Below are 23710 nucleotides of genomic sequence, written 5' to 3' on the forward strand. Positions count from 1 at the left end.
AGGGCTACGCGGCTTCGGGCCGTCCGTCCACCCTGGGGATTCCGGGGGCGGGGGCCGTTCGGGTGCCGGGGGCGGGGACCGTTCGGGTGCCGGGAGCCGGGGCCGTACGCGTGCTCGCGGCCGGAGCCGTACCAGTGCTTCGGGCCGGTGTCCCGGGCCGGGGCGGGCGGCCCGCGGGCCGCGCGGAAGCGCACGCGTGCGCGGGCTCAGCGGGCTGTACCGGCTCCGCTGCCTGTACGGGCTGTACCGGCTCCACGCCCTGCACGGACCCCAGGGGCTCCGGGGCACGGGGCGGGCGGGAGACCGCGTCCGCCGCCGCGCACGAGGCGAGCAGCTCACGCATGGACACACCCCCGGCGCCGTACGGCCGCGAGGGCCGCGGCTGGTTCTCGGTGGCCGGCATGGGCGCCTCCTGGGATCGGGGGCGGACGTGGTTAGGCTTGCCTAACCACGGGCTGGGGACCATGTGACCACGGCCGACGGCCCCGGCGCAAGGAGGGCCGGGCGTCCCGCTCCCGCGGGCCCGTCCGGCCCCCGGCTCGGGCGGTCGTCCGGCCCCCGGCTCAGGCGCTCAGCACCCCGAGGTCCACGGCCGTCCACCGCTGCCCGATCCCGGTGACGGTCACGTGCCGCACCTCGTCCGCGGTGTCGCCCACCGCCCGGTGGATGACGACCCGCAGCCGGTCGTCGGTCAGCTCCTCCACCTTGCCCTCGCCCCACTCCACGACGATCACCGAGTCCGGCAGCGAGACGTCGAGGTCCAGGTCCTCCATCTCGTCCAGCCCGCCGGACAGCCGGTAGGCGTCCACATGGACCAGCGGGGGGCCGTCGCCGAGCGAGGGGTGCACCCGGGCGATCACGAACGTCGGTGACGTCACCGCGCCGCGCACGCCGAGGCTCTCGCCGAGCCCGCGGGTCAGGGTGGTCTTGCCCGCGCCGAGTTCACCGCTGAGCATCACGAGGTCGCCCGCGCGCAGCAGCTTGGCCAGACGCCGGCCCAGGTCCCGCATCTGCTCGGGGGAGTGGACGGTGATCTCGACGGACCCGGGATCAGCCGGGCTGTGCGGTGCCGCTGGTGCTTCCATAGCCACCCACGGTAGTGCCTGCCGGGACCGCTCCCGCGCGGGCGAGGAGGTCGGCGAGCCGGTCGGTGACGACCTCGGGGTGCTCCAGCATCACCAGGTGCCCGGCGTCCGGCACCAGCACCAGCTCCGCCTCCGGCAGCAGGCCGGCGATGGCCTCGCTGTGCTCGCTGGGTGTGACCAGGTCCTGGACGCCGGCCAGGACGAGCACCGGCAGGCCGGTGAAGCAGGCGAGCGCCTCGGTCTTGTCGTGGTCGGTGAAGGCCGGGTAGAACTCGGCGACCACGTCGATCGGCGTGCTCTCGATCATGCGCTCGGCGAACCGGGCGACGGCCGGGTCGATGTCGCGCCCGGCGAACGAGTACCGCTTGATGATCCCGGCGAACAGGTCGGCGGTGGCCCGCCGTCCCCGCTCCACCAGCTCGGCGCGCTGCCCGAGCGCCTTGAGCACCCCCGGCAGCACCCGGCGCACCGCGTTCACGCCGGCCACCGGCAGACCGAAGTTGACCTCGCCGAGCCGCCCCGACGACGTTCCCACGAACGCGGTGGCCACCACCCGCTCGCGGATCAGCTCCGGATACTGGGCGGCCAGGGCCATCACCGTCATGCCCCCCATGGAGTGGCCGACCAGCACGATCGGCCCCTCGGGCGCGGCCGCGTCGATGACCGCGCGCAGGTCCCGGCCCAGCTGGTCGATGGTGAGCGGCACGCCGTCGCGGTGCTGCGCCACGCCCCGGCCGGACCGGCCGTGGCTGCGCTGGTCCCAGTGCACGGTCCGCACGACGCCGCGCAGGGCGGCGCGCTGGAAGTGCCAGGAGTCCTGGTTGAGGCAGTAGCCGTGGCTGAAGACGACGGTGACCGGGGCGGGGGCCCTGCGGCCGAACAGCCGGCGGCGGCGCGGGCCGAGGTTGGCGTCCGCGGCGGACTCGATCTCGTCGACCTCGTAGTAGAGCTCGGTGCCGTCGTCGGCGTAGGCCCTGCCCGGGCTGCCGCGCAGGGACCCGTACGGGCCCGCCGAGTCCAGGGCGAGGCGGGCCTTCCTGCGCATGTCCCGCCCGACGGTCATCCTTTCTATGGCGACCCCGGCGGCGGCGCCCGCGGCCACCACGCCTATCGCCGCGCCCGCGAGGCCGGTCGCCCTGCGCCAGCCACCGCCCGCCCCCGCGGCGGAGGCCAAGGCCTCCGCTGTGCTCTCGCTCACGTACCGCTCCTCCTCGTACGGGTCACCCGTCGTGCGCGGCGCCTGTCCCGTCCCGCTCGGCGTGTGTCCCGTCCCGCTCCCCGGGCCGTCGCCCGTCTCGTTCCCGCTCGGGTTCCTCATCCACATGGACGCGGGGAACGCGCGTGCCGATGCGTGTGACGATCTCGTACGCGATGGTGCCCGCGGCCTGCGCCCAGTCCTCGGCGGTGGGCTCCCCCCGGTCGCCGGGCCCGAAGAGTACGGCCTCGGCCCCCGGCTCGGGCTCGTCGCCCCCCAGGTCGACGACGAACTGGTCCATGGCGACCCGGCCCGCGACCGTGCGCCACTTGCCGCCGACCAGCACCGGGCCGGTGCCGGAGGCGTGGCGCGGGATGCCGTCCGCGTACCCGACGGGGACGAGGCCGAGGGTGGTCTCGCCCGGGGTGACGTAGTGGTGCCCGTAGCTGATCCCGTGCCCGGCCGGCACGTGCTTGACCAGGGCCAGCGAGGCGGACAGGGTCATCACCGGGCGCAGCCCGAAGTCGGCCGGGGTGCCGATCTCGGGGCTGGGCGAGATGCCGTAGAGCGCGATGCCGGTGCGGACGAGGTCGAAGTGGGCCTCGGGGAGGGTGAGCGTCGCGGGAGAGTTGGCGATGTGCCGCACCTCGGGACGCACGCCCTGCCGCTCGGCGTGGGCGACCATCTCGCGGAAGCGGTCGAGCTGCGCGGCGATCGAGGGGTGGCCCGGCTCGTCGGCGCAGGCGAAGTGGGACCACAGCCCGGTGACGCGGAGCAGCCCCTCGCGCTCGGCGCTCAGGGCCGCCGCGACCAGCTCGGGCCAGTCACCGGGCTGGCAGCCGTTGCGGCCGAGCCCGGTGTCCGCCTTGAGCTGCACGCGTGCGGGGCGCCCGGCGGCACGGGCCGCCTCGCGGGCCTCCGCCAGGGCCCACATCCCGCTCACGGACACGTCCAGGTCCGCCTCGACGGCCTCCCGCCAGGGGCCGCCGGGCGTCCACAGCCAGCACATGATGCGCACCTGCCCGGGTGCCAGCCCGGCCGCGCGCAGGGCGAGGGCCTCCTCGGGTGTGGCGGTGCCGAGCCAGGTCGCCCCGGCGGCGACGGCCGCGCGGGCGCACGGGACGGCGCCGTGGCCGTAGGCGTCCGACTTGACCACGGCCATCAGGGCCGCGCCGGGGGCCCGGCCGCGCAGGGCGCGCACATTGGCCCGCAGAGCGGCCAGATCGATCTCGGCGCGGGCGCGCAGGGGTGCCGTCCGCGGCTGTGCTGTCTCAGTCATGGCGCCCTCAGTCTCTCAGAGCACCCGCCCACCTCTACGGCACCGTCCCAGCGACCTGGGTCACGCCGGGGCCGGGGCCCGCCCCTGTGGCGCGGGGGCGACCGGGGCCTGCGCCGCGGCGCGGGGCCGCGGGGACGACCGGGGCCTGCGCCGCGGCGCGGGGCCGCGGGGACGACCGGGGCCTGCGCCGCGGCGCGGGTCTGCCTGGGGCGCTTGCTCTGCGGCGCCGGGGCCGTCCTGGGGCCTGCCCCGTGGCGCGGGTCTGCCTGGGGCGCTTGCTCTGCGGCGCGGGGCCGTCCTGGGGCCTGCCCCGTGGCGCGGGTCTACCTGGGGCGCTTGCTCTGCGGCGCGGGGCCGTCCTGGGGCCTGCCCCGTGGCGCGGGTCTGCTTGGGGCGCTTGCTCTGCGGCGCCGGGGCGGACCCGGGCCTGCCCCAGCGGCCCCGTGGCGCGCGGCCGCGGGGGCCGCTGCGGGCAGGTCGCGGTGGCGTGGAGGCACGCTGCCCCACCGCGCGGGGAGCGGCTCGGGGAGCGGCGAGCGGCGCGGGGCCGTCCTGGGGCCTGCCCCCGTGGCGCGCGGCCGCGGGGGCCGCTGCCGGGCAGGTCGCGGTGGCGTGGAGGCACGCTGCCCCACCGCGCGGGGAGCGGCGAGCGGTCCGTGGCGCGCGGGGCGGGTCGGATGCGGTCCACGCGGAGTGCCGACAGAGGGGGCTGCGGTCGCCGGCGCGGTGGCGCGCGCGGCCCGCCGGTCACCGCAACCCGAACAACCTGCAGTCCACAGCACCGAGGACGGGCCGGCTACCGTCCGCGCGCGGTTCCGCCACGGGCCTGCGGCCGCCCGCCCGGTGGCACGCGCGGGCCGCGGTGGCCACCTGCGGCCCGGCGCGCGGGGCGCGGCCGGCGGGGCGAGTGGTGCGGTTGCGCGGGGCCGGGGCGCTGGGCGGCCTGGCGCCCGGCGCGCGCCTCGCCGCCGCCCGGTTTCAGCTCAGTACGTCCCGCCAGGCCTCCGGGATCATGTCCGCCACGTCGTGCGCGCCCGCGGGGGCGCCGTTCGCGGCGAAACGGCCCGCCAGGCCGTGCAGGTACGCCGCCACGCTGCCCGCGTCGCGCGCCGTCAGGCCGGAGGCGAGCAGCGAGCCCGCCAGGCCCGACAGCACGTCCCCGCTGCCGGCCGTGGCGAGCCAGGGGGTGCCGGTCGGGTTGACCCGGACCGGGCCGCCGTCCGGGTCGGCGATCAGTGTGGTGGACCCCTTCAGGAGGACCGTCGCACGGTAGCGGGCGGCCAGTTCCCGTACCGCGGCGAGGCGGGCGCCCTCCACTTCCCCCCGGGTCACGCCGAGCAGGGCGGCGGCCTCGCCCGCGTGCGGGGTCATCAGCGTGGGCGCCGTACGGGCGCGTACGGCCTCCCGGTCGGCCAGCCGCAGCCCGTCCGCGTCGATCAGCACGGGCACGTCCGTGTCCACCACCTCGGCGACGGTCCCCGCGTCCTCCCCCGCGCCCGGACCGACCACCCACGCCTGCACCCGGCCCGCCTTGTGCGGCCCCTGGTCGGAGACGAGGGTCTCGGGGAAGCGGGCGATCACGGTCTGCCCGGCCGGGCCGACGTAGCGCACCGCCCCCGCGCCGCCGCGCAGCGCGCCCGAGACGGCCAGCACGGCCGCGCCCGGGTAGCGGGCCGAGCCCGCCGCGACCCCCACGACACCCCGGCGGTACTTGTCGCTCTCGGCGACCGGCCGCGGCAGCAGCGCGGCCACGTCGGCGTGCTGCAGCGCCTCCAGTTCGGGCTCGGCGGGCAGTTCGGGGCGCAGGCCGATGTCGACGAGGCGCACCGTGCCGGCGTACTCGCGGGCCGGGTCGACCAGCAGCCCCGGCTTGTGCGTGCCGAAGGTGACGGTCAGGTCGGCGCGTACGGCGGCCCCCAGCACCTCACCGGTGTCCGCCTCGACCCCGCTCGGCAGGTCCACGGCGACCACGGCCGCGCGGGAGCGGGCGGCGCGCTCGGCCAGCGGGGCGGCGGCGGGCCGCAGCCCGCCCTTGCCGCCGATCCCGACGATGCCGTCGACGACCAGGTCGGCCCGGTCGATCAGCTCCCCGGCCACGTCGGATACGGCCGAGCCGGAGCCCGCCGCGCCGGACCCCGCGGTGCCAGAACCCGCAGTGCCGGAACCGGTCCCGGTCCCGGAACCGCTCCCGCTCCCGCTCCCGCTCCCGCTCCCGTCGAGGCGTACGACGTCGCCGCCCGCCCGGCGCAGTGCGGCGAGTCCGCCGGGGTGGGTGTGCTCCGGGGCGAGCGCCACCGCCGTCACCCCCGCACCCCGGCGGGCGAGCCGGGCGCCGGCGTACAGGGCGTCACCCCCGTTGTCCCCGCTGCCCACCAGCAGCACCACCCGGCGCCCGTAGACCCGCCCGAGCAAGTCCGCGCAGGCGGCGGCGAGTCCGGCGGCGGCACGCTGCATGAGCGCGCCGTCGGGGAGCCGCGCCATGAGCGCGCGTTCGGCTGTCCTGACCGTCTCAACGCTGTACGCGGTACGCATGCCGTCGAGTCTGCCCCGGATGCGTACGGCGCCGCACACGAACCGCGCCGTGTCCCCGCCCCGACGGCGGCGGCCCCCGCCCCGGAGCCCGCACGGCCCCGGACCTCCCGGCGCCGTACCCGTATCCCCTCCCAACGGGCCGCCGCACCGCGCGCCCCTGCCCGGCGGCTGGGGGCCCGGCCGGCGCGCCCCACCGTGCGGGTGGGGCCTCGGGCCGCCGAGTGGCCCCCGCCCCGCGGCTCCACGACCATGGAAGGAACCGGCCGGCACCCACGCATGCCGCACACGGTGCCGCACCCCGGGGAGACGCCGGAGAAATGGGGCGCGAGCGCATGGTCCACGACCCGGGTGAGTCCGGCGCGCGCACGGCCGACGACCCCGGCGAGCCGCCCGGCCACCACGACCACGAGAACCACGAAGGCAACGAAGCCAACGAAGGCAGCGGAGGGCGCGAAGGGCCCGAAGGCCACGGCTGGGTCGAGGCACTGGAGTTGCTGCTGAGCGAGCAGGGCATCCGCATCGGCCGGTACGTCGCCTCGCACGCCGTTCCGGTACGGCGGCCGCACCGGCGCTCGCCCGCGCCCTCACGGGACCTGCGCGTGCCCGAGCCCACCGCCCGGCAGGTGCTGGACGCGCTGCCGAACCCGGCCATGCTGATCCTCCCGGTGCTCGACGCGAGCGGCGCGGTGGAGGACTTCCTGTACGTGGCCCAGAACGCCGCCGTGCTGGACTACTCCGACCGGCACATCCCGCCCGGGACGCTGCCGCCGTGGACGGGGCCGGTACCGCTGTTCGAGCGGTTCCCCGACCTGGCCGGCACCCCTGTCCCCCGGCTGCTCGCCACGGCGTACCGGACCGGACGGCCCCAGGGCCCCGAGCCGGCCGAGTGGTCGCTGCCCGGGCCGGGGAAGGGGCAGTCCGTGCGTCTGAGCAGCAACGTGCACGCGGCCCCCTGCGGCGACCTGCTGCTCCTCACCTGGCAGGGCAGGAACAGGACCCAGCTGGCACGGGCCGCCCGGCACCTGGCGCGGGTGTGCTGGGCGGAGTGGAACTTCGGGGACGGTTCGGTCGAGGCGTCCGGACTGCGCGGCATGCTCGACCTGCCCGCCTCGCGGCCGCTGCCCGACCTGCCGGCGCTGGCCCGCATGATGACGCCGGAGAGCCGGGAGCTGCTGTACCGGGCCGTCCACGACCTGCTGCTGCGCGAGCGCGAAGTGGTGGACTGCGAACTGTTCCTCGCGCCCCCCGCCGACCGGGTCGTCCGCTTCATCGCCGAACCGGTACGCCCCCGGGCGGGGCCGGTGTGGGCGGTGCGCGCGGTGTGCCGGGACGTGACCGCCGACGTGCGCAGCCGGGCGCTGGCCGGGTGGGCCGTACAGGAGGCCCGGGCCCAGCGGGAACGGGCGGACGCGGTCGCCGTGGTCGCCGAGCGGCTGCGGGCCGCCGTACTGCCGTCCTTCCCGGCGGAGCTGGCCCTGCACGGGGTGGAGGCCGCCGCCGTGTACCGCCCCGACTCGCACACGGCCCGGGTCGGAGGCGACTGGTACAAGACGCGCGTGCTGCCGACGGGGGACGTCCTGATCGCGCTCGGCGACGCCCGCGGGCACGGGCTGGCGGCCGTCACCCTGATGGCAAAGCTGCGGTACGCGCTGGCGGGCCTCGGCTACACCGGCGCGCTGGTCGAGCAACTGACCGGCTGGCTCAACGAGGTGGCGAGCGACGACGGCGCGGAGTCCACGGCCACGGCGGTCGTCGCCCACTTCCTGCCCCGCGCCGGCCTGCTGCGCTGGACCTGCGCCGGTCACCCGCTGCCGGTCCTGGTACGCGACAGGCGGGCCCGGCTGCTGGACCCGCCGCCGGGCGGTCCGGGACTGCCGCTGGGCGTCCTGCCCGGGCACGTATACGTCTCCGCCGAGACGCCGTTGCGCTCCGGCGATGTGGTACTGCTCTACTCGGACGGCCTGATCGAGCGGCGCGGCTCGGACCTCGACCGCGACATCGCGCGCCTGCTGCGGGCGGTCGCGGACTCGGCGCGCGACGGCATCCCACCGGGCCGCGAGGCGCTCGACGCGTACGTCCGCGCACTGGTCCACGACCTCACCGGCCCCCCGATCGACGACGACGCGACGCTACTGGCCTTCCGCCGCCTGGGCGGCGAAACCCGCGGGGTCGACGGCATCCCCGGAGCCACCGGAGCCGCCGGAGGCACCTGAGCCACCGGAGAGACCGGAGGCACAGGAGCCACCGGAGGCACAGGAGCCGCGGGAGCCGCCGGAGGCACTTGAGCCGCCGGAGCCGCCGCCCGAAGCGAATGACGCCCGCGGAGTCGGCCCGCCGGGGCCCGGGGCCCCCTCACCCCTCGGCGACCACCACCGCCGACGCCACCCCGGCGTCATGGCTCAGCGAGAGGTGCCACTCGCGCACCCCGAGCGCGGCCGCCCGCGCCGCGACCGTGCCCCGCACCTTCAGCCGGGGCCGGCCGGAGTCCTCGACGTACACCTCCGCGTCCGTCCACAGCAGCCCGGCCGGCGCGCCCAGGGCCTTGGCCAGGGCCTCCTTGGCGGCGAACCGCGCGGCCAGCGAGGCCATACCGCGCCGCTCCCCGCTCGGCAGCAGCAGTTCCTCCGCCACGAAGAGCCGCCGGGCCAGTCCGGGCGTCCGCTCCAGCGACGCCGCGAACCGGTCGATCTCCGCCACGTCGATCCCGACCCCGATGATGCTCATGCGGAGCACCCTACGGTCACCCACGGACCGTCCCCGCAAATCCCCGCGCAGGACATGGCACAGCCCGGAAGCCGCGGCGGTGCGGGAGACTCCCATGGGCGGTGTCACTCGACCCCGCTCGGTCGCGTGACCTCATCCACCGGCTGGAAATGAGGCGGCGCTCCGCATCAGGGTGGCCGGGCGCGGCGCCACCCGCACCCAGCTGGCCCGCATCCTGGAGATGTCCGAGACGGACCACGTAACGGTTCGGGTAGTCCCCTTCGAGCTCGACGACTTCCCCGGAGCCGGAAGCACCATGGTGCACCTCGGCGGCGCACTCCCCCGCCTGGACACCGTGGTCCGCGACGCCCCGCACGGAACCGCCTTCGTCGACTCCGAAGCACAGCTGGAGCATTTTCGAAAGCTCTTCCGTAAGGTGAAAGAGGACTTCCTTTCCCCGGAGCGGTCGCGTGACCTCATCCACAAGATTCCAAGGAACTGTGAGGAGCAGCATGACGCCCCCCGCCGAGTGGCAGAAGTCGTCCTTCTCCGGTGGCGGTGAGGGCAACGACTGCGTCGAGATCGCCCGCACGCACCCGCGTATAGGCATACGCGACTCCAAGGCCCCGGCCGGGGCCGTCCTGCGCGTCCCGGCCGGGGCCTTCGGGGTCTTCCTCGCGGCGGTCAAGAGTGGTGACCTCGGCGGCGATCCGACCGGTCCCAGGGGTGATCTCCAGGCGGAGGGTCCGGGGCCGAGGCGCAGGTCCAGGTGGGGCCAGTGCTCGGCCCACCGGGTGAGGTCGCCGGCGGTCGGCGTGTACGGACGTGTGCGCAGGCGCGCGTCCGGGAGGAAGCGGACGAGGGTGCCCGTGGTGCCGTCGGCGGGGACCGGTTCCAGGCCCGTCACCGGGACGCCGTGCTCGTAGCGCTGCGTCCACGCCCCGCCGAGGCGGCGGTTGGTGTGGGTGAGCCACTCGCTGAGCGCGGCCACGACCGACATGCCGCGCCGCGGATGGCCGTCCGGCAGCCGCTCGGCGTCGGGGACGTCGAAGAACCGCAGGTCCTTCGTCGCCATGACCGGCTTCCTCACCGGCCGGCCATGCTCGTCGACGCGCGTGTCGGTGCCCCGTCCGTCGTCCGCGACGGACACCGAGCCGTCACCGCGCGCGGTGACCACGCACCGTCCCCCGCCCCGGCTCGCCGCCTCGTCGGCCGCGTAGGCGACGACCTCCAGGAGGAGGTGCGCCGGGCCGCCGGGGGCGAACCGGGCCGGGTCCCGGCGGACCCGGTCCAGGTGGCCGAGGTCCACGGTGGCGGCCCAGTCGTGGGTGGTGTTGGTCCAGGAGGCCCTCGGCGCGCCCACCCGCTCACTCCACCGTGACCGACTTCGCCAGGTTGCGCGGCTGGTCCACCTCGTTGCCGCGCGCCGTGGCCAGTTCGCAGGCGAAGACCTGGAGCGGGACCGTGGCGACCAGCGGCTGGAGGAGGGTCGGCGTGACCGGGATGCGGATGAGGTGGTCGGCGTACGGGACGACCGCCTCGTCGCCCTCCTCGGCGATGACGATCGTGCGGGCGCCCCGCGCCCGGATCTCCTGGATGTTGGAGACGATCTTGTCGTGCAGCAGGGACCGGCCGCGCGGCGACGGGACGACCACGACCACCGGCAGGTCCTCGTCGATCAGGGCGATCGGGCCGTGCTTCAGCTCGCCCGCCGCGAAGCCCTCGGCGTGCATGTACGCCAGCTCCTTGAGCTTCAACGCGCCTTCGAGGGCCACCGGATAGCCCACGTGGCGGCCTAGGAACAGCACGGTGTTCTTGTCAGCGAGGGAACGCGCCAGCTCCCGCACCGGCTCCATGGTCCGAAGGACCTGCTCGACCGCGCCGCCGATCCGGGACAGGTCGCGGATGACGTCCTGGATCTCGTCGCCCCACTTGGTGCCGCGGACCTGGCCCAGGTACAGCGCCACCAGGTAGCAGGCCACCAGCTGGGTCAGGAACGCCTTGGTGGAGGCGACCGCGACCTCGGGCCCGGCGTGGGTGTAGAGGACGGCGTCCGACTCGCGCGGGATCGTCGAGCCGTTGGTGTTGCAGATGGCCAGCACCTTCGCGCCCTGCTCACGGGCGTGGCGCAGGGCCATCAGGGTGTCCATGGTCTCGCCGGACTGGGAGATGGCGACGACCAGGGTCTGCTGGTCGAGGATGGGGTCGCGGTAGCGGAACTCGCTCGCCAGCTCCACCTCGCAGGGAATGCGGGTCCAGTGCTCGATGGCGTACTTGGCGATCATGCCGGCGTGGAAGGCCGTACCGCAGGCGACGATGACGACCTTGTCCATCTCGCGCAGCTCCGAGGCGGAGATGCGGACCTCGTCGAGGGTCAGGTTGCCGGCCCCGTCGATACGGCCCAGCAGCGTGTCGGCGACCGCCTTGGGCTGCTCGGCGATCTCCTTGAGCATGAAGTAGTCGTAGCCGCCCTTCTCGGCGGCGGCCGCGTCCCAGTCGACGTTGTAGGAGCGCACCTCGGCCGGGCGCCCGTCGAAGCCGGTGACCGTGACCCCGTCGCGGCGCAGCTCGACCACCTGGTCCTGGCCCAGCTCGATCGCCGAGCGGGTGTGCGCGATGAACGCGGCGACGTCCGAGGCGAGGAACGCCTCGCCCTCGCCGACGCCCACCACCAGCGGGGAGTTGCGGCGCGCGCCCACGACGACGTCCGGCTCGTCGGCGTGCACGGCGACGAGCGTGAACGCGCCCTCCAGGCGCCGGCACACCAGCCGCATGGCCTCGGCGAGGTCGGCGCACGCCGAGAACTCCTCGGCGAGCAGGTGCGCGACGACCTCGGTGTCGGTCTCGGAGTTCAGCTCGTGACCGCGCTCGGCCAGCTCGGCGCGCAGCGCGGCGAAGTTCTCGATGATGCCGTTGTGGACCACGGCGACCCGGCCCGCGTTGTCCAGATGCGGGTGGGCGTTGGCGTCGGTGGGGCCGCCGTGCGTGGCCCACCGGGTGTGCCCGATGCCCGTCGAACCGGTCGGCAGGGGCCGGTCGACCAGTTCCTTCTCCAGGTTGACCAGCTTGCCGGCCTTCTTCGCGGCCGCCATTCCGCCGTCCGCGAGCACGGCGACGCCGGCCGAGTCGTATCCCCGGTACTCCAGTCGCTTCAGCCCGGCCATCACGACCTCGAGCGCCGACTGCGACCCTACGTATCCCACGATTCCGCACATGGGCGGCAGCCTACGGGCCGGTGCGCGCCGGAAACGGCGTCTGCGTGCCCGAAATCGGAAATTCCCACCGGGGCGGGTAGCCCCGGTGCGCTTCCGCCGGCAGCACGCCCCGGCAGGAAGCGCACCGGTCGTCAGGCCGGTTCAGCCCCGGGTCAACCGGTCGTCAGGCCGGTTCAGCCCCGGGTCACTTGAGCTTGGCGAGCTGCGCCTGGGCCAGGTCCGCCGGGAACTCGAAGTCCTTGCCGGTGGCCGCGGCGGCGAGGTTGACCGCCGGGAAGTAGGCGAGGGTGGCGCCCTGGCGGACGACGACCGCCTTCACCGGGGCCTTCACACCGTCGGCCGACATGGTGAGCGTCAGCGCGAGCGCGTCGTCCGCGCCGGCGGGCGCCTGGGTGGTGGCGACCTTCTCGTACTGGCTCTCGTCGCCGGTCACGGCGTAGGAGAAACCGCCGGCGCACTTCTGCGCGGCCGCCTTCAGGTCCTTCATGGCCTGCTCGGCGCCGCCGTCGGCGTAGGTGGCGAGGGTGACGACGACCTTGGACCGGTCGAGGCCGGCCATCAGCTTCTCCTCGGCGTTCGCGCCGGCCGCGGGCTTCTTCGCGTCGCCGACCCAGGTCCGCTTCACGGAAGCGGCGGGCTTGCCGGCGTAGCTGCCGACCATGAGGTAGGTGAGCGGGGCGCAGGCCGGGTCCTTGGCCTTGGCCTTGTCCTGCGCGACATCGTCCTTCGCGGCGACCTCGGAGACCTTGCCGCTCTTGACGTCCGCCTGGGTCAGCGCGGCCTTCTCCAACTCGGCGGCGGTGAGCGCCTTGGCGGGGGCCGCGGACGGCGACTTCTCGGCCTGGGCGGTCTTGCCGTCGCCGCCCTTGTCCCCGCCGTCGGACGAGCCGCCGCAGGCGGTGACCAGCAGGGCGAGGGCGGCGGCGGAGGCGGCGAGGGCGGTGCGGCGCAGGGCGGTGACTCTCAAGGGACCGGCACTTTCTCTTCGGCTCAGCACCGGCTTGCCCGATGCTTTGCCCGCACTTTAGACACAGCCACCGCACAGTTGATCATCGAACCATCACCCGGTACCCGACCGTGACGCCCGCGTGATCTCCACCGACGGGCAGCATGGGCGAACCCCTGTTCGGTCAAGGTTACTTGTGCGTATATTGTGGCCGCGCTTGAACGGATCTTGACCAATCCGTTGCCGCGCACATCAACCAGCGACCGGGGGAACACCGTCGCACACGGGGAAGGGTCGCTTCGTCATGCGGTCTGACCAACTGCTTCCGCACACCGGCACACCCGGCGCCGAGCGCCGCTGAGCCCTGCCTGCTCACCACCGCGCGCGTCGGCCCCTGCTCTTCGAGCGGCTCTGAGTCCCCCTTGACGAAGAAGAGGATGCTTCTTTGCGCCCCAGACCCGGGTTTCGCCGACCACGAACCCACAAGTCACGACTTCTCGCCCCCGTCATCACCTCCGTCACCGCACTTGCGGTCCTCGGCGGTCTGGCGGTCCGGCCCGACCTGCTGGACCTCGGCCGGGACGCCGATCCGGTGAGCGACTCGTACGACTGGTACGAGGACACAAAGGCCGAGCAGTTGCGGCAGGACCAGTGCCTGATGGCCGACGTACTGCGCCTGGGCGGGTCGTCCATGACCGCGACCGCTCAGGACGGACTGAATCAGCCGCCGGAGAAGCTGCACGATCTGGCCAATCGTGAGCACTGGCAGCAGACCCCGCTCGCCCAGTCGTATGCCAAGGACCGCGACGCGGCGGGAAAGGAACTGGACGCGCTGACGTCCCTGCGCGGCGGCTGGGCGAAGCCGCTGGACGGGCTGGCGACACCTGCCGGCTTCACCGTGGCCGACTTCCACTGGCCGCCCGGCTCGCCGGGGGACGGCAAGCAGGACTTCTACTCGCAGACGGGACTGGCCGGCTGGGTGGCCGGCCGGTTCTGGAAGAGCGAGGACGACTTCTACGACGATCCGACCCCGCGGGCCGACGACAAGAGCCTCAAGGCCGTCGACGACCTGGGCACACCGCTCTACGGACGTGACCCTGACCCGTCGGGGACGCCGGACGAATGGAACCGCGCGCTCGCCGAGCAGAGCGCCTTCCAGTGGCTGCACACGGCCGCGAAACGCGCGGGCGCGGATGACGCCCGCATCTTCCTGTCCTCTGGTGGCTTTCCCCGCACCGCCCCTCAGCCGGACACCGCGGAGTTCCGTATCGCGGTCGAGGACCTGAAGTCCCGGTTCGCCTCGTGCGCGTGGCGTGACCCGCTCGACCCGGACAAGGTGCTGGGATCGGTCACGGACACCGCCGCCAAGGAGTGGCAGCAGGAGGTCGCCGGCCAGTCCACGCAGCGTGACAGGATCCTGGACGCCAACAAGGACGCCACCAAGGCCCTGGCCTCCGGCGCGAAGACGCTGGGAGACCTGCTCGGCCAGTCGTGGGTCGCCGACCGCCTCGCCCGCTGGCAGGACTACTGGGCTCCCGGCGGTCTGGGCTGGGTCGGCGACAGTCCGGTGGTCGTGGAGGTGCACGCCGCCAAGGACAAGTGCCTCGACGTCCAGGGCGGCAAGAAGGACAACGGCACTCCGGTCCAGGTGTACAAGTGCAATGGCACGGCGGCGCAGAAGTGGCTGCTCTACGGCAGTGAGCAGAGCCTTCACCTGCGGAACGTCAACGCCTCCAAGTGCCTTGACGTCGCGGGGAACAACGCGGCCAACGGCACGAAGATCCAGATCTGGTCGTGCCACGACTCCCCCAACCAGACCTGGCAGTCCAACGTCAACGCCGCCACCAGCCTGAAGCACGTCGGCACGGGCAAATGCCTGGACCTGCACACCTTCGACAACGGCGATGACGCCCAGCTGTACGCCTGCAACGGCAGCAGCGCGCAGCAGTTCGACATCAAGCCGACAGGCCACGAGGGTTCCGGCGATCTCGAGTACCCGGACAAGGCGCAGTTCGACAAGGCGAAGAAGGGCGTCACGGACGCGCGTGCGGGCGCCAAGAAGCAGCTCGACGCACTGAAGGCCCAGCTTTCCGCCGCGCAGAAGGCCGCCACCGCCTCCGACACCGCGGAGCAGGCCGCCTACGCCGTCGCCGACCAGCAGGGGGCGCCGCGCGGGCGAGGCCTGCTGGTGGGGCAGCAGAAGGCGCAGGTCACCAAGGGGGCAGTCGCCGCTCTGCAGGCGATGGTGCGGGCCGGTGAGACCGCCGAGGCCGCCACCCGCGCGTCCGCCGGTGACAGCGAGACCGTCGCGCAGCGCGCGCTCGCGCAGGCCGCGCAGGTGCGGACGGAGTTCCGCAACGAGGCGGCGAAGAAGGCGGAGTCGCAGGCGAAGGCCGCCGCCGACGCCGCCAAGGTGCACCGCGACAACGCCAAGAAGGACAAGGAGCTCGCGGAGGCCAAGCTGGCCGAGGCGACCAAGGCGGAGGCGGACGCCAAGTCCGCCGCCGCAGAGGCCCACGCCAAGCGCCTCGCCGCAGAGGCCGAGGAGGCGACGGCCAAGGCGGAGAAGGAGACCGCCGCCGCCAAGCAGGCCGAAGCGGCCCAGCACAAGCTGAACGCCCAGGACCAGGCGACGAAGGCGAAGGACGCCAAGGACAAGGCCGAGCAGGCCGAAGCCACGGCCAAGGGCAAGCGCGACGACGCGGTCAAGGCGCGCGACGACGCGAAGTCCAAGCGCGACGACGCCTGGGACGCCGAGCAGAAGGCGGAAGCGGCCCGCGCGAAGGCGGATGCGAAGGACGCCTACGCCGACTCGCTGGACGCCGGTGACGCGGCCGATGCCGCTCGCACCGCCGCCAATGAGGCGGACAAGCACGCCGACGACGCCGAGACCGCGGCCAGGAAGGCCCGTTCCGAGGCCGATGCCGCGACCGAGGCCGCCGCCGAGGCGGACGCGGCCGCCACCCGCGCCGAGGCGGCCGCCAAGCGGGCACGCGCCGACGCGGACGCCGCGCAGGCGGCGAAGCTGAAGGCCGACGCGGCGGTGAAGACCGCGACCAGCGCCGCCGCCGACGCGATCAAGGCCTCGCAGGACGCCGCGTCCGAGGCCAAGACCGCGGTCAAGCTGGCGGACGAGGCGGAGGGCAAGGCCAAGGACGCGAAGTCCCAGGCGGACGAGGCCGGCAAGGAGGCCGGCAAGGCCGTGGTGGCGGCGGCCAAGGCCGCGGGGTTCGCCCACGTCACCGCCCAGGCGGCCGTCGACGCGGGCAACGCCGCCAAACAGGTGGCCGCCCCGGCCAACGACGCCGTGCAGCTCGGCTCCCCCTACGTCACCACCGACTCCGCCGCGGGTCTGGTCGTGCTGACCGGTCAGGCGTCCAAGACGCTCGCCGACCAGCAGCAGGCGGTGGCCGACGCCCACGCCAAGAACGCCCAGGAGGAGGCCGCCGCCGCCAAGAACATCGCCGACCAGGCGAAGGGCGACGCGAAGGAGGCCTACCAGCACGCGGCGAACGCCGCCGGCTACGCGGCCGACGCCCGCACCTACTCGAAGCAGGCCCTCGGCTACGCGGCCGACGCGGCCAAGGCTGCCTCAGCGGCAGCCGCGTCCCTGGCCCGCACCATCGAGTACGACAAGCAGGCCGCGCGGGACGCCGCGGCGGCCGACAAGGCAGCCGGCCGCGCCGAGGGCTACGCCAAGGACGCCCGCGACTCCGCCGACCAGGCAGCCCTGGACGCCGAGGCCGCCCGCACGGCCGCATCCGAGGCAGAACAGGCCGCCAAGGACGCCCGAGCGGCAGCCGACCGCGCCGACGCGGCAGCGACCGAGGCAGAACAGGCGGCGAAGGACGCCGCCAAATACGCCAAGGAGGCCCAGGAGGCGGCCGACCGGGCGGAACGGGAGGAGGCCAACAAGGAACGCTCTGGGGGCTCCGGTACTGGCATTCCCGGTGTTTTCTCCGTTCCGGACGAGTCCACTGTCGAGATCGTCAGCTCGAAGCAGATCGGCACGTGCCCGGGGATGCCGGAAGCGGCCTTCCAGGGCTGCAACGCGATGTACGACCTCGTCGTCACCTACCAGGCCGACTTCTACCTGTGCACCGACGACCAGGCCCAGGCCACAGCCGACGGGTGTCCCAAGTCGGCGTGGGAGTTCCTGCAGCGGGCCACACTGAAGAACATCAAGATTGACAACTGGACGCACAAGTTCTCCGGCAAGGAGATCGTTCGCGCCGGATGGCAAAGCCTCTTCGGTGATGTGCCCGGATCGATCCTGTTCTCCTTCTTCGCCGAAGACCTGATGGACTGCTGGCACGGCAGCAAGGCCGCCTGCGCCTGGAGTCTCGCCACGTACGTTCCGGTCGAGGGCCTTCTCGCCCCGATCGCCCGTGCCGTCAAGGCCCTTGACGCAGCTGCCAGGACAGGAGTCGCCTTCGAGGACGCCTTCAAGGCGCTCCGCACCCTCGACGGGCTGCCAGAGGCGGCCAAGGCCGGTATCGGCCTCAAGGCGCTCGACAAGTTCGTCAAGACATGCACCAGGCTTCCGCGTGCACTGCTTGCCGCCGGTGCGCGCGCGGCCGCCGCGGGCAGCTCATGTCCGCTGGCGCTGATCGCCTACAACAGCGACGAGATGAGCCACCTCGCCTACCGGTACCGGGTGGAGAACGGATACTTCGGGGCGGATCACAACGTGGCCGTGGCGAGGGTGCCGGGATGGAACGACCCCAAAACCGGGGACTACGTGGTAGCCAACAGCAAGTTCAGCGGCCACTCCGAGACCGAGATCCTGGACCAGTTGAAGGCAAAGGGCGTCGACCCGAAGAGGATCACCGCTCTATACACCGAGCGGCAGCCGTGCCCCGGCTGTGACGACGCTCTCGGCAAGGCTCTCAAGGAAGGGACCGTGATCACCTATTCCGTGCCCTATACGCCGGAGATCGCGTCCTATGCGAAAAGCCTGCTCGCGAACTACGTCAAGCGGGCGAACGGTGGACGGTTGACTCGGTCCACGCTGAGCGACCACGGCCCCGAGGAACCAAAGCACGACTGACCGAGGGCAGTGGACAGACCGCTGTTGTGCCCCGCCGGGACTTCCATCCTGGCGGGGCGTTCCGCATCCGTAACCTGGTGCCGTGCCCGCGGTAACAGGAGAGCCCCATAGGAGATCCGGTGACGTACATCGATACCGAAAAACGCGCCCATGCCGAGAAGAACGGCACGCCGCATGCTGCCGAAGAGGTCATCGCCGAATGGCACGCGCTGGCGGATGCGGTGTGCCGGGAGCTCCTGCACGCGGGCCTCCCCGCTCACGTGGAACGCCCTGGGGCCCCCGCCTGCATACAGCCTGGAGCATGCGTCCACGTCGACACTGGCGAGGGCCCGGCAGGTGGCGTCCACATAAGCTGGAACGCGGGTGAATCCCTGACCGAGGCTGTCTTCGACTGCATGCAACCGGAGCGGCTGGATCTCCAGGCACCGGTGATCGCGCACGGTACGCGGGTCGTCTCGCTGATGGAAGAGACGATCAAAGAGGTGCTCAAACTCTCCGGTTTCCGCACCTGCGCCGCGGTTGAGTTCGACAACCCTGCCCCGGAGACCCACGTGGCAGGCCGGCAGCCGAGACAGTGGTTCATCGAACACATCCTCACGGAAGTAGTACTCGGCCTCATCGCTGCCATCCGTTCACCCGAGCCGCGCGGTGACGGATCCGGTGAGCCGGCCGGCATCAGCGTGGAGGGCAAGTCCCGGCTCACGGGGCGGAGCATCAGGGTCGTGCAAGAGGGTCTCCATCGTCTGGCGGACGACGACCGGCAGGAACTGGCCCGCACCTTCCGTAGGCTCTCCGGAACAATGCACAGCCAGGACAGCGCGTTCAGCGGGTTCTGGAAGGCAGACCGGTCGCTTCTGGAACTTCCGGACGAACTCTGCCTCCCATCTCAGCAACCGCCGACTGTGACGCGTGCGTCGATCACTCCGGCTCACGTGTTGGCAGCCGCGTACATGTCCCTGCTCGCCACTCTGAAACTGGCCGACGAAGACACCATCGCCCACGATGTTGCCGTCAAGATCACCGGAGCTTGGACGGGGACTCTTCTGAGGCGGCTGGATCAAGCGCCTGACGAAGACCGGCAGGAGCTGATCCGTCTCTTCCGGGAGGCCGCCGACGAGGAGACCGACCCCGTGCACAAGGCCTTCCCCTCCGGCTTCCCGGAAGCCATCGGTTTGGTCGAGGAGGGCGACTGAGCAACAAGGAACTGGTGGGAGAGAACGCCTCAGGCGTTCTCTCCTGTTCTCCTTCTTCGCCGAAGACCTGATGGACTGCTGGCACGGCATCGGCTTCACCGACGCGTGGAAAGCCCTTCGCGCGCTCCCCCTGACCGACGAAGCCATCGCTGGGATCGGCGCCAAGGCGATCGAGGCTCTCGGTAAGGCGCGGAAGTGGTGCACTCGCAACAGTTTCCCCGGCACCACGCGCGTGCTGATGTCCGACGGCACGACCAAGGAGATCAAGGACGTCGCCGCACCGAAACCCACACCGTCTCCCGCACCATCCACACACCGGACGACACCGACTTCGTCGACATCACGATCGACGTCGGGCATGCGCGGATCACCGCCACGCAGCACCACCCCTTCTGGTCACCCGGCACTCATCACCGGATAGACGGAGGCGACCTTCGGCCCGGGCAAACGCTGCGTACCAGCAGTGGTGCGACCGTCACCGTGCTCCGCGTCCACCGCTTCCACCGGCTTCACTCGGCCTACAACCTCACTGTCGACAGCCTCCACACCTACTATGTGTTGGCCGGAACGACACCGGTTCTGGTGCACAACACAAATGGTTGCCCGGCCGGCACCATGGTGCTCGGAATCGGCGAGCACTCGGAAGCGCTGGCCAAGGAAATCCACCGGGGGGGGATACCTTCAACGGCGACGAATTCAGGTAAGTGGTCGGCAGGTCCAACGGGAAGCCGATCGCCCTGTGGATGGCCGAGATGTCGAACGTCCTGCGCAACAATGGCAAGGTCGCAGTCAGCTGAAGGGTTTCCACGGAGATACCCCGGCCGAGCAGTATGCGCTCGCCTATAAGGCCTGGCGCTCGGGAGACTGGGCAGCCACACCATGGGACATGGGCCAAATCGGCCTCCAGATACAGCTGGGGAAGTTTGGATGGCGTAATATCACGTTCTACAGCAAAGAAGGCAACGTTGTGGATATACCCGAACCGAACTGGGAAGCGCTGAATGGGTGAGGTGGCGCCGGAGTCCACCGGTTCCGAAATGTTTCGATCAGAGAGGAGCTTCGTCGTTTCGGCGCCTCCACAGTGGCATGAGGACGAGGGCGAGATGCGCGATCCATCATGGTTCGGCCCCATGATGGGAACGCGCTGAGAACTGATCGGGAGGCTCCTTCGTGAAGGAGCCTCCCGATGCGTGCGCTCCTCTGAGCAGTAGAGCGTTTGTAGGGTGTGGTGGGTGACGACAGTCGGCCTACCACACCCTCCCTGAGATGAAGAAGAGACGTGTCCTTCTAGGGCTTCTGCCGCGCGTCCGATGAGGTTCTCGCCGCTCGGAACGCACTCGCTCATCAAGTGGTCCAAGCCCTCGAACGGGCCGTCCTTCCGGCCTTCCACGAGGAAGACGCCGTTTGCGAGAACCTGTCGGGCGCCGCAGTGTGCATGGAGCCCGATGCCGAACTGGCTTCGGCGTCCGTGTCCGTGGGGTGGAGATGCCGTCCGGACATGCTCGAAGCCGCTTCCGACGCCCTCACCCCGCCGGTCACGACGCGCCGACCGTCCGGTATCCGGGACATCGGCCTCCACATGCAGAGCGCACTCGTCAAAATTCTGCTGTCGGCGGGCATCATCGCCACACCGGAGAACGACAACGTGAATCCGGAGCGGGTGCTTGTTTTCGGAACAATGCCACCGGCGTTGAGACCCGTCTTCGTACCACCTGGAACCTATTAATACGGGATATCCATGATTGCGAACCGTTCGACGAGTTGAACCAGAGAGGCCCGTTCCTGGAACTCGACGAATTCACCAGGGCGCTCAACAGCGGAAAGCCGACCTCTTCGCAGTGGTCCGGCCTCCTGTCGTCGGACTTCCACCGCCGGCAGATGAAGGCTGAACACCACGAAGGCGGGGCGCCCACGATGGCAGAGGGCGTGAGCGGTACAGCGTTCTCTACGGGGGCGATTTCGGGCTCAGCGCGCTCGCCGGGGAACTGTCCATGACAGACAGCCCAGACGAGGCCGAGTCGCTCCGCCTCGCGGGCGAGGTCGACGCCGGCGCCGAGGGCGAGGGCGCGGTCGAGCTGGGCGTCGACGTGCGCTGTCTGCTGGACTCACCGTTGCCGGACGGCGTCATCCGCACGGCCTTGCTCGCCGCCACGCGCGGGCGTTTCGACCCGGGGCACTGCGAGTCGGGCGTACGGGGCTGGCTGCGGCGGCTCGCCGGGAACCTGCCGGCAGCCGGGCGCGAGCATGCCTCCGGACAGGGGTGGGGCGCGCGGCCTGGCGTCGACGAGGACGAGCTCCGTACGGCCGTCGTCGCGGAGATCCGCGCATCAGCGGGCGCACTGGGCCCGCGCGTCGCGCTCCCGTCGGGCGCCGTCGCCGCATCACTGGAGGCCGTCGCCCAGCAGGGCGACGCAGACCTCGGACTCCAACTGCTCCTGCGGGTGTCGAAGGCATACGACGTACCGGTCGGCAAGGAGCAGTACGACCGCCTGATGGCGTTGGACACCGCGCTCGGCTTTCCCGGGCCGCTGGTGTACGACGGCCTCAGCGTGATGTGGCCGCCCATCGACCCGGCCCGCCGCGACGCCTCCAGCGACTTCGGTCTCTCGGCGCTGACGTCGTGGTTCGAAGGGGCCTGGCAGGAGGACACCGCACGCGAACGCGTCCGGCGGGCCGCGGCTGCCGACGACAGCGCCCAGACCCCGGGGTCGGCAGCGGCACTGCTACTCACGGACACACAGCGTCTGCTCGCCTCCCCGCTGCCCGGCCGGACGATCGAGACGCTGTGGCTGTCCGCCACGGCCCGCGGCTACAACATCGACCAGCTCGGAATCGACGCGAGGGACTGGCTTCGGCAGATCGAGCACGTCTGCGAGGAACACCTGCGCCAAGCCGCCCCGGGTACCACCACGTCACCCCGCCGCCCCACGCCGACCCGCATGACGCCGTACGGCGAGCGGTCCGGGAGCGGCAGCACTCCTGACGGACGCGCGCATCAGCCCCTACTGGGAGCCGATTCCCGGCCCGCTCGCGCTGGCCGCCGTCGAGGAGGCCATCGCCCAGGTGGACGCCGACCTCGGGTTCCGGCTGCTGCTGCGGTTGCTTCACATGACCTGCCCGTCCCTCACCGCGGAGCAACTCGGCCGCTTCCGGGCGCTCGGGAGACGGTTCGGCTACGGCGACGTCCACATCGCCGAGGCACTGGACCTGTGACCGCACCCGTATTCGTCGCGGCGTGACGGAGCACACCCCACAAGGTGTTCAAACTCCGTTAACAATGGAATGTGATCACGAGCGTTAAGGCCGCGAACCCCGTCCTTCAGGGCGGGGGCAAGCCGGTACCGGCCCGCACTCCGCGCTTTGACACGATCATGAGCTATCGTGTCAATTCTGTCCCAGGCGATCAAGCGGGCGTACAAGTACCGCTTCTACCCGACCACCGAACAGGCGGCGCTCCTGCACCGCACGTTCGGTTGTGTCAGGTACGTCTGGAACAGGGCTCTGGCCGAGCGGACGCGCCGCTACAAGGACGAGGGCAAGAACACTGCCTACGTGGATACGGCGAAGTGGCTGACGGCGTGGAAGCAGGGCGAGGAGTCCGGGTTCCTCCGCGAGGTGTCGAACGTGCCGTTGCAGCAGACGCTGCGGGCTCAGCAGGTGGCGTTCAACAGCTTCTTCGCCAAGCGCGCCAAGTACCCGCGCTTCAAGTCGAGGAAGAAGTCCAGGAAGTCGGCGACGTTCCAGAACAACGCCTTCACTTTCCGGGGCGGCGTGCTCAAGCTGGCGAAGACCGCAGAGCCGCTGAACATCGTGTGGCACCGCCCCCTCCCGGAGGGTGCGGAGCCGTCCACGGTCACGGTCTCCTGCGACAGTGCGGGCCGTTGGTTCGTCTCGCTCCTGGTGGAGGAGACCATCGAGCACTTGCCCGGCACGGGTGCGGTGGTCGGTCTGGATGCCGGGCTGGATCACCTGCTCACCCTGTCCACCGGAGAGAAGATCAGCAACCCTCGTCACGAACGACGCGACCGGCACAAGCTCGCCAAGGCACACAAAGCCCTGTCGCGGAAAGCGAAGGGGTCGAACAACCGGGCCAAGGCGCGTCAGCGGGTCGCCCGGATTCATGCGCGGATCGCCGACCGGCGCCGCGATCATCTGCACAAGGTCACCACTCGGCTGGTACGCGAGAACCAAGCCTTGGCCATCGAGGACCTGACCGTGCGGAGCATGCTCAAGAACCACTCCCTGGCCCGCGCCATCAGCGATGCGGCATGGTCGGAGTTGCGGAGCATGCTGGAGTACAAGACCGGCTGGTACGGGCGGGAACTTCTGCTCGTGGACCGCTGGTTCCCCTCTTCCAAGCTGTGCTCCACCACGGGGTGCAGCCACATCCACAAGAAGATGCCGCTGAACGTCCGCGGGGGGACGTGCCCGAGCTGCGGCACGCACCACGACCGCGACGTGAACGCGGCGACCAACATCCTCGCGGCCGGGCTGGCCGAGAGGTAAAACGCC

At 72.1% G+C, this 23710-nt stretch carries 18 protein-coding genes; 11 read left to right on the forward strand and 7 right to left on the reverse strand.

The annotated features are described in order from the left end of the window. Positions 1-563 precede the first annotated feature (563 nt). From tsaE to ACI2LW_RS02645, 4 genes are all read right to left on the reverse strand, one after another. Positions 564-1085 carry a tRNA (adenosine(37)-N6)-threonylcarbamoyltransferase complex ATPase subunit type 1 TsaE gene (gene tsaE / locus ACI2LW_RS02630; protein ID WP_404729277.1) on the reverse strand — a complete coding sequence of 174 codons (522 nt, stop codon included), beginning with the start codon at positions 1083-1085 and terminating at the stop codon, positions 564-566. Beyond that, positions 1051-2283 carry an alpha/beta fold hydrolase gene (locus tag ACI2LW_RS02635; protein WP_404729278.1) on the reverse strand — a complete coding sequence of 411 codons (1233 nt, stop codon included), beginning with the start codon at positions 2281-2283 and terminating at the stop codon, positions 1051-1053. The genes tsaE and ACI2LW_RS02635 overlap by 35 nt, the downstream gene beginning before the upstream one ends. 22 nt (positions 2284-2305) lie before the next feature. After that, the gene (gene alr, locus ACI2LW_RS02640; protein WP_404729279.1) at positions 2306-3559 is read right to left on the reverse strand and encodes an alanine racemase; all 1254 of its coding nucleotides are present in this window, start codon (positions 3557-3559) and stop codon (positions 2306-2308) included. A gap of 978 nt (positions 3560-4537) precedes the next feature. Continuing rightward, entirely contained in the window at positions 4538-6091 is a 1554-nt protein-coding gene (locus ACI2LW_RS02645) for an NAD(P)H-hydrate dehydratase (protein WP_404729280.1), read from the reverse strand. Positions 6092-6408: 317 nt separating this feature from the next. Here ACI2LW_RS02645 and ACI2LW_RS02650 point away from each other — a divergent pair, with 317 nt between their 5' ends. Next, positions 6409-8304 (forward strand): PP2C family protein-serine/threonine phosphatase, encoded by a 1896-nt coding sequence (locus ACI2LW_RS02650; RefSeq protein ID WP_404729281.1) that lies wholly within the window; start codon positions 6409-6411, stop codon positions 8302-8304. Positions 8305-8443: 139 nt separating this feature from the next. Here the strand turns inward: ACI2LW_RS02650 and ACI2LW_RS02655 are convergent, their stop codons facing one another. After that, complete coding sequence (locus ACI2LW_RS02655; RefSeq protein WP_404729282.1) at positions 8444-8815, reverse strand: holo-ACP synthase; 372 nt, start codon at positions 8813-8815, stop codon at positions 8444-8446. Between the two features lie 172 nt (positions 8816-8987). Here ACI2LW_RS02655 and ACI2LW_RS02660 point away from each other — a divergent pair, with 172 nt between their 5' ends. The 3 genes from ACI2LW_RS02660 to ACI2LW_RS02670 are packed head-to-tail and all read left to right on the forward strand — an operon-like array spanning position 8988 to position 10014. Next, positions 8988-9356: a Scr1 family TA system antitoxin-like transcriptional regulator gene (locus tag ACI2LW_RS02660; RefSeq protein ID WP_404729283.1), complete on the forward strand. Its 369-nt coding sequence runs from the start codon at positions 8988-8990 to the stop codon at positions 9354-9356. Next, entirely contained in the window at positions 9307-9720 is a 414-nt protein-coding gene (locus ACI2LW_RS02665; RefSeq protein WP_404729284.1) for a DUF397 domain-containing protein, read from the forward strand. Before ACI2LW_RS02660 ends, ACI2LW_RS02665 begins: the two co-directional genes overlap by 50 nt. Before the next feature lie 39 nt (positions 9721-9759). Then, positions 9760-10014: a hypothetical protein gene (locus tag ACI2LW_RS02670; RefSeq protein ID WP_404729285.1), complete on the forward strand. Its 255-nt coding sequence runs from the start codon at positions 9760-9762 to the stop codon at positions 10012-10014. Positions 10015-10161: 147 nt separating this feature from the next. Here ACI2LW_RS02670 and glmS read toward each other — a convergent pair whose 3' ends face one another. After that, positions 10162-12009 carry a glutamine--fructose-6-phosphate transaminase (isomerizing) gene (glmS, locus tag ACI2LW_RS02675; RefSeq protein WP_404729286.1) on the reverse strand — a complete coding sequence of 616 codons (1848 nt, stop codon included), beginning with the start codon at positions 12007-12009 and terminating at the stop codon, positions 10162-10164. Positions 12010-12193: 184 nt separating this feature from the next. Continuing rightward, on the reverse strand, positions 12194-12976 hold the full coding sequence (locus tag ACI2LW_RS02680; protein ID WP_404729287.1) for a hypothetical protein: 783 nt from the start codon (positions 12974-12976) through the stop codon (positions 12194-12196). Positions 12977-13400: 424 nt separating this feature from the next. On the opposite strand from ACI2LW_RS02680, the gene ACI2LW_RS02685 reads away from it, so the two are divergent. The 7 genes from ACI2LW_RS02685 (at position 13401) to ACI2LW_RS02715 (ending at position 23704) form a co-directional block, all read left to right on the forward strand. Then, a complete protein-coding gene (locus ACI2LW_RS02685; RefSeq protein WP_404729288.1) occupies positions 13401-18005 on the forward strand; it encodes a ricin-type beta-trefoil lectin domain protein in 4605 nt (1534 codons plus the stop codon). A gap of 119 nt (positions 18006-18124) precedes the next feature. Beyond that, entirely contained in the window at positions 18125-19198 is a 1074-nt protein-coding gene (locus ACI2LW_RS02690; protein WP_381827626.1) for a hypothetical protein, read from the forward strand. Positions 19199-19268: 70 nt separating this feature from the next. Beyond that, positions 19269-19619 carry a hypothetical protein gene (locus ACI2LW_RS02695; RefSeq protein ID WP_404729532.1) on the forward strand — a complete coding sequence of 117 codons (351 nt, stop codon included), beginning with the start codon at positions 19269-19271 and terminating at the stop codon, positions 19617-19619. After that, positions 19544-20044, forward strand: a complete 501-nt coding sequence (locus ACI2LW_RS02700; RefSeq protein ID WP_404729513.1) for a polymorphic toxin-type HINT domain-containing protein — start codon at positions 19544-19546, stop codon at positions 20042-20044. Before ACI2LW_RS02695 ends, ACI2LW_RS02700 begins: the two co-directional genes overlap by 76 nt. A gap of 502 nt (positions 20045-20546) precedes the next feature. Beyond that, entirely contained in the window at positions 20547-20924 is a 378-nt protein-coding gene (locus tag ACI2LW_RS02705; protein WP_404729289.1) for a hypothetical protein, read from the forward strand. Positions 20925-21189: 265 nt separating this feature from the next. Further along, entirely contained in the window at positions 21190-22437 is a 1248-nt protein-coding gene (locus ACI2LW_RS02710) for a hypothetical protein (protein WP_404729290.1), read from the forward strand. Between the two features lie 151 nt (positions 22438-22588). Further along, positions 22589-23704: an RNA-guided endonuclease InsQ/TnpB family protein gene (locus tag ACI2LW_RS02715; RefSeq protein ID WP_404729514.1), complete on the forward strand. Its 1116-nt coding sequence runs from the start codon at positions 22589-22591 to the stop codon at positions 23702-23704. Positions 23705-23710: the final 6 nt, after the last annotated feature.

Origin of the sequence: Streptomyces sp. NPDC004065, assembly GCF_044903565.1 — a bacterium.
Lineage (GTDB): Bacteria > Actinomycetota > Actinomycetes > Streptomycetales > Streptomycetaceae > Streptomyces.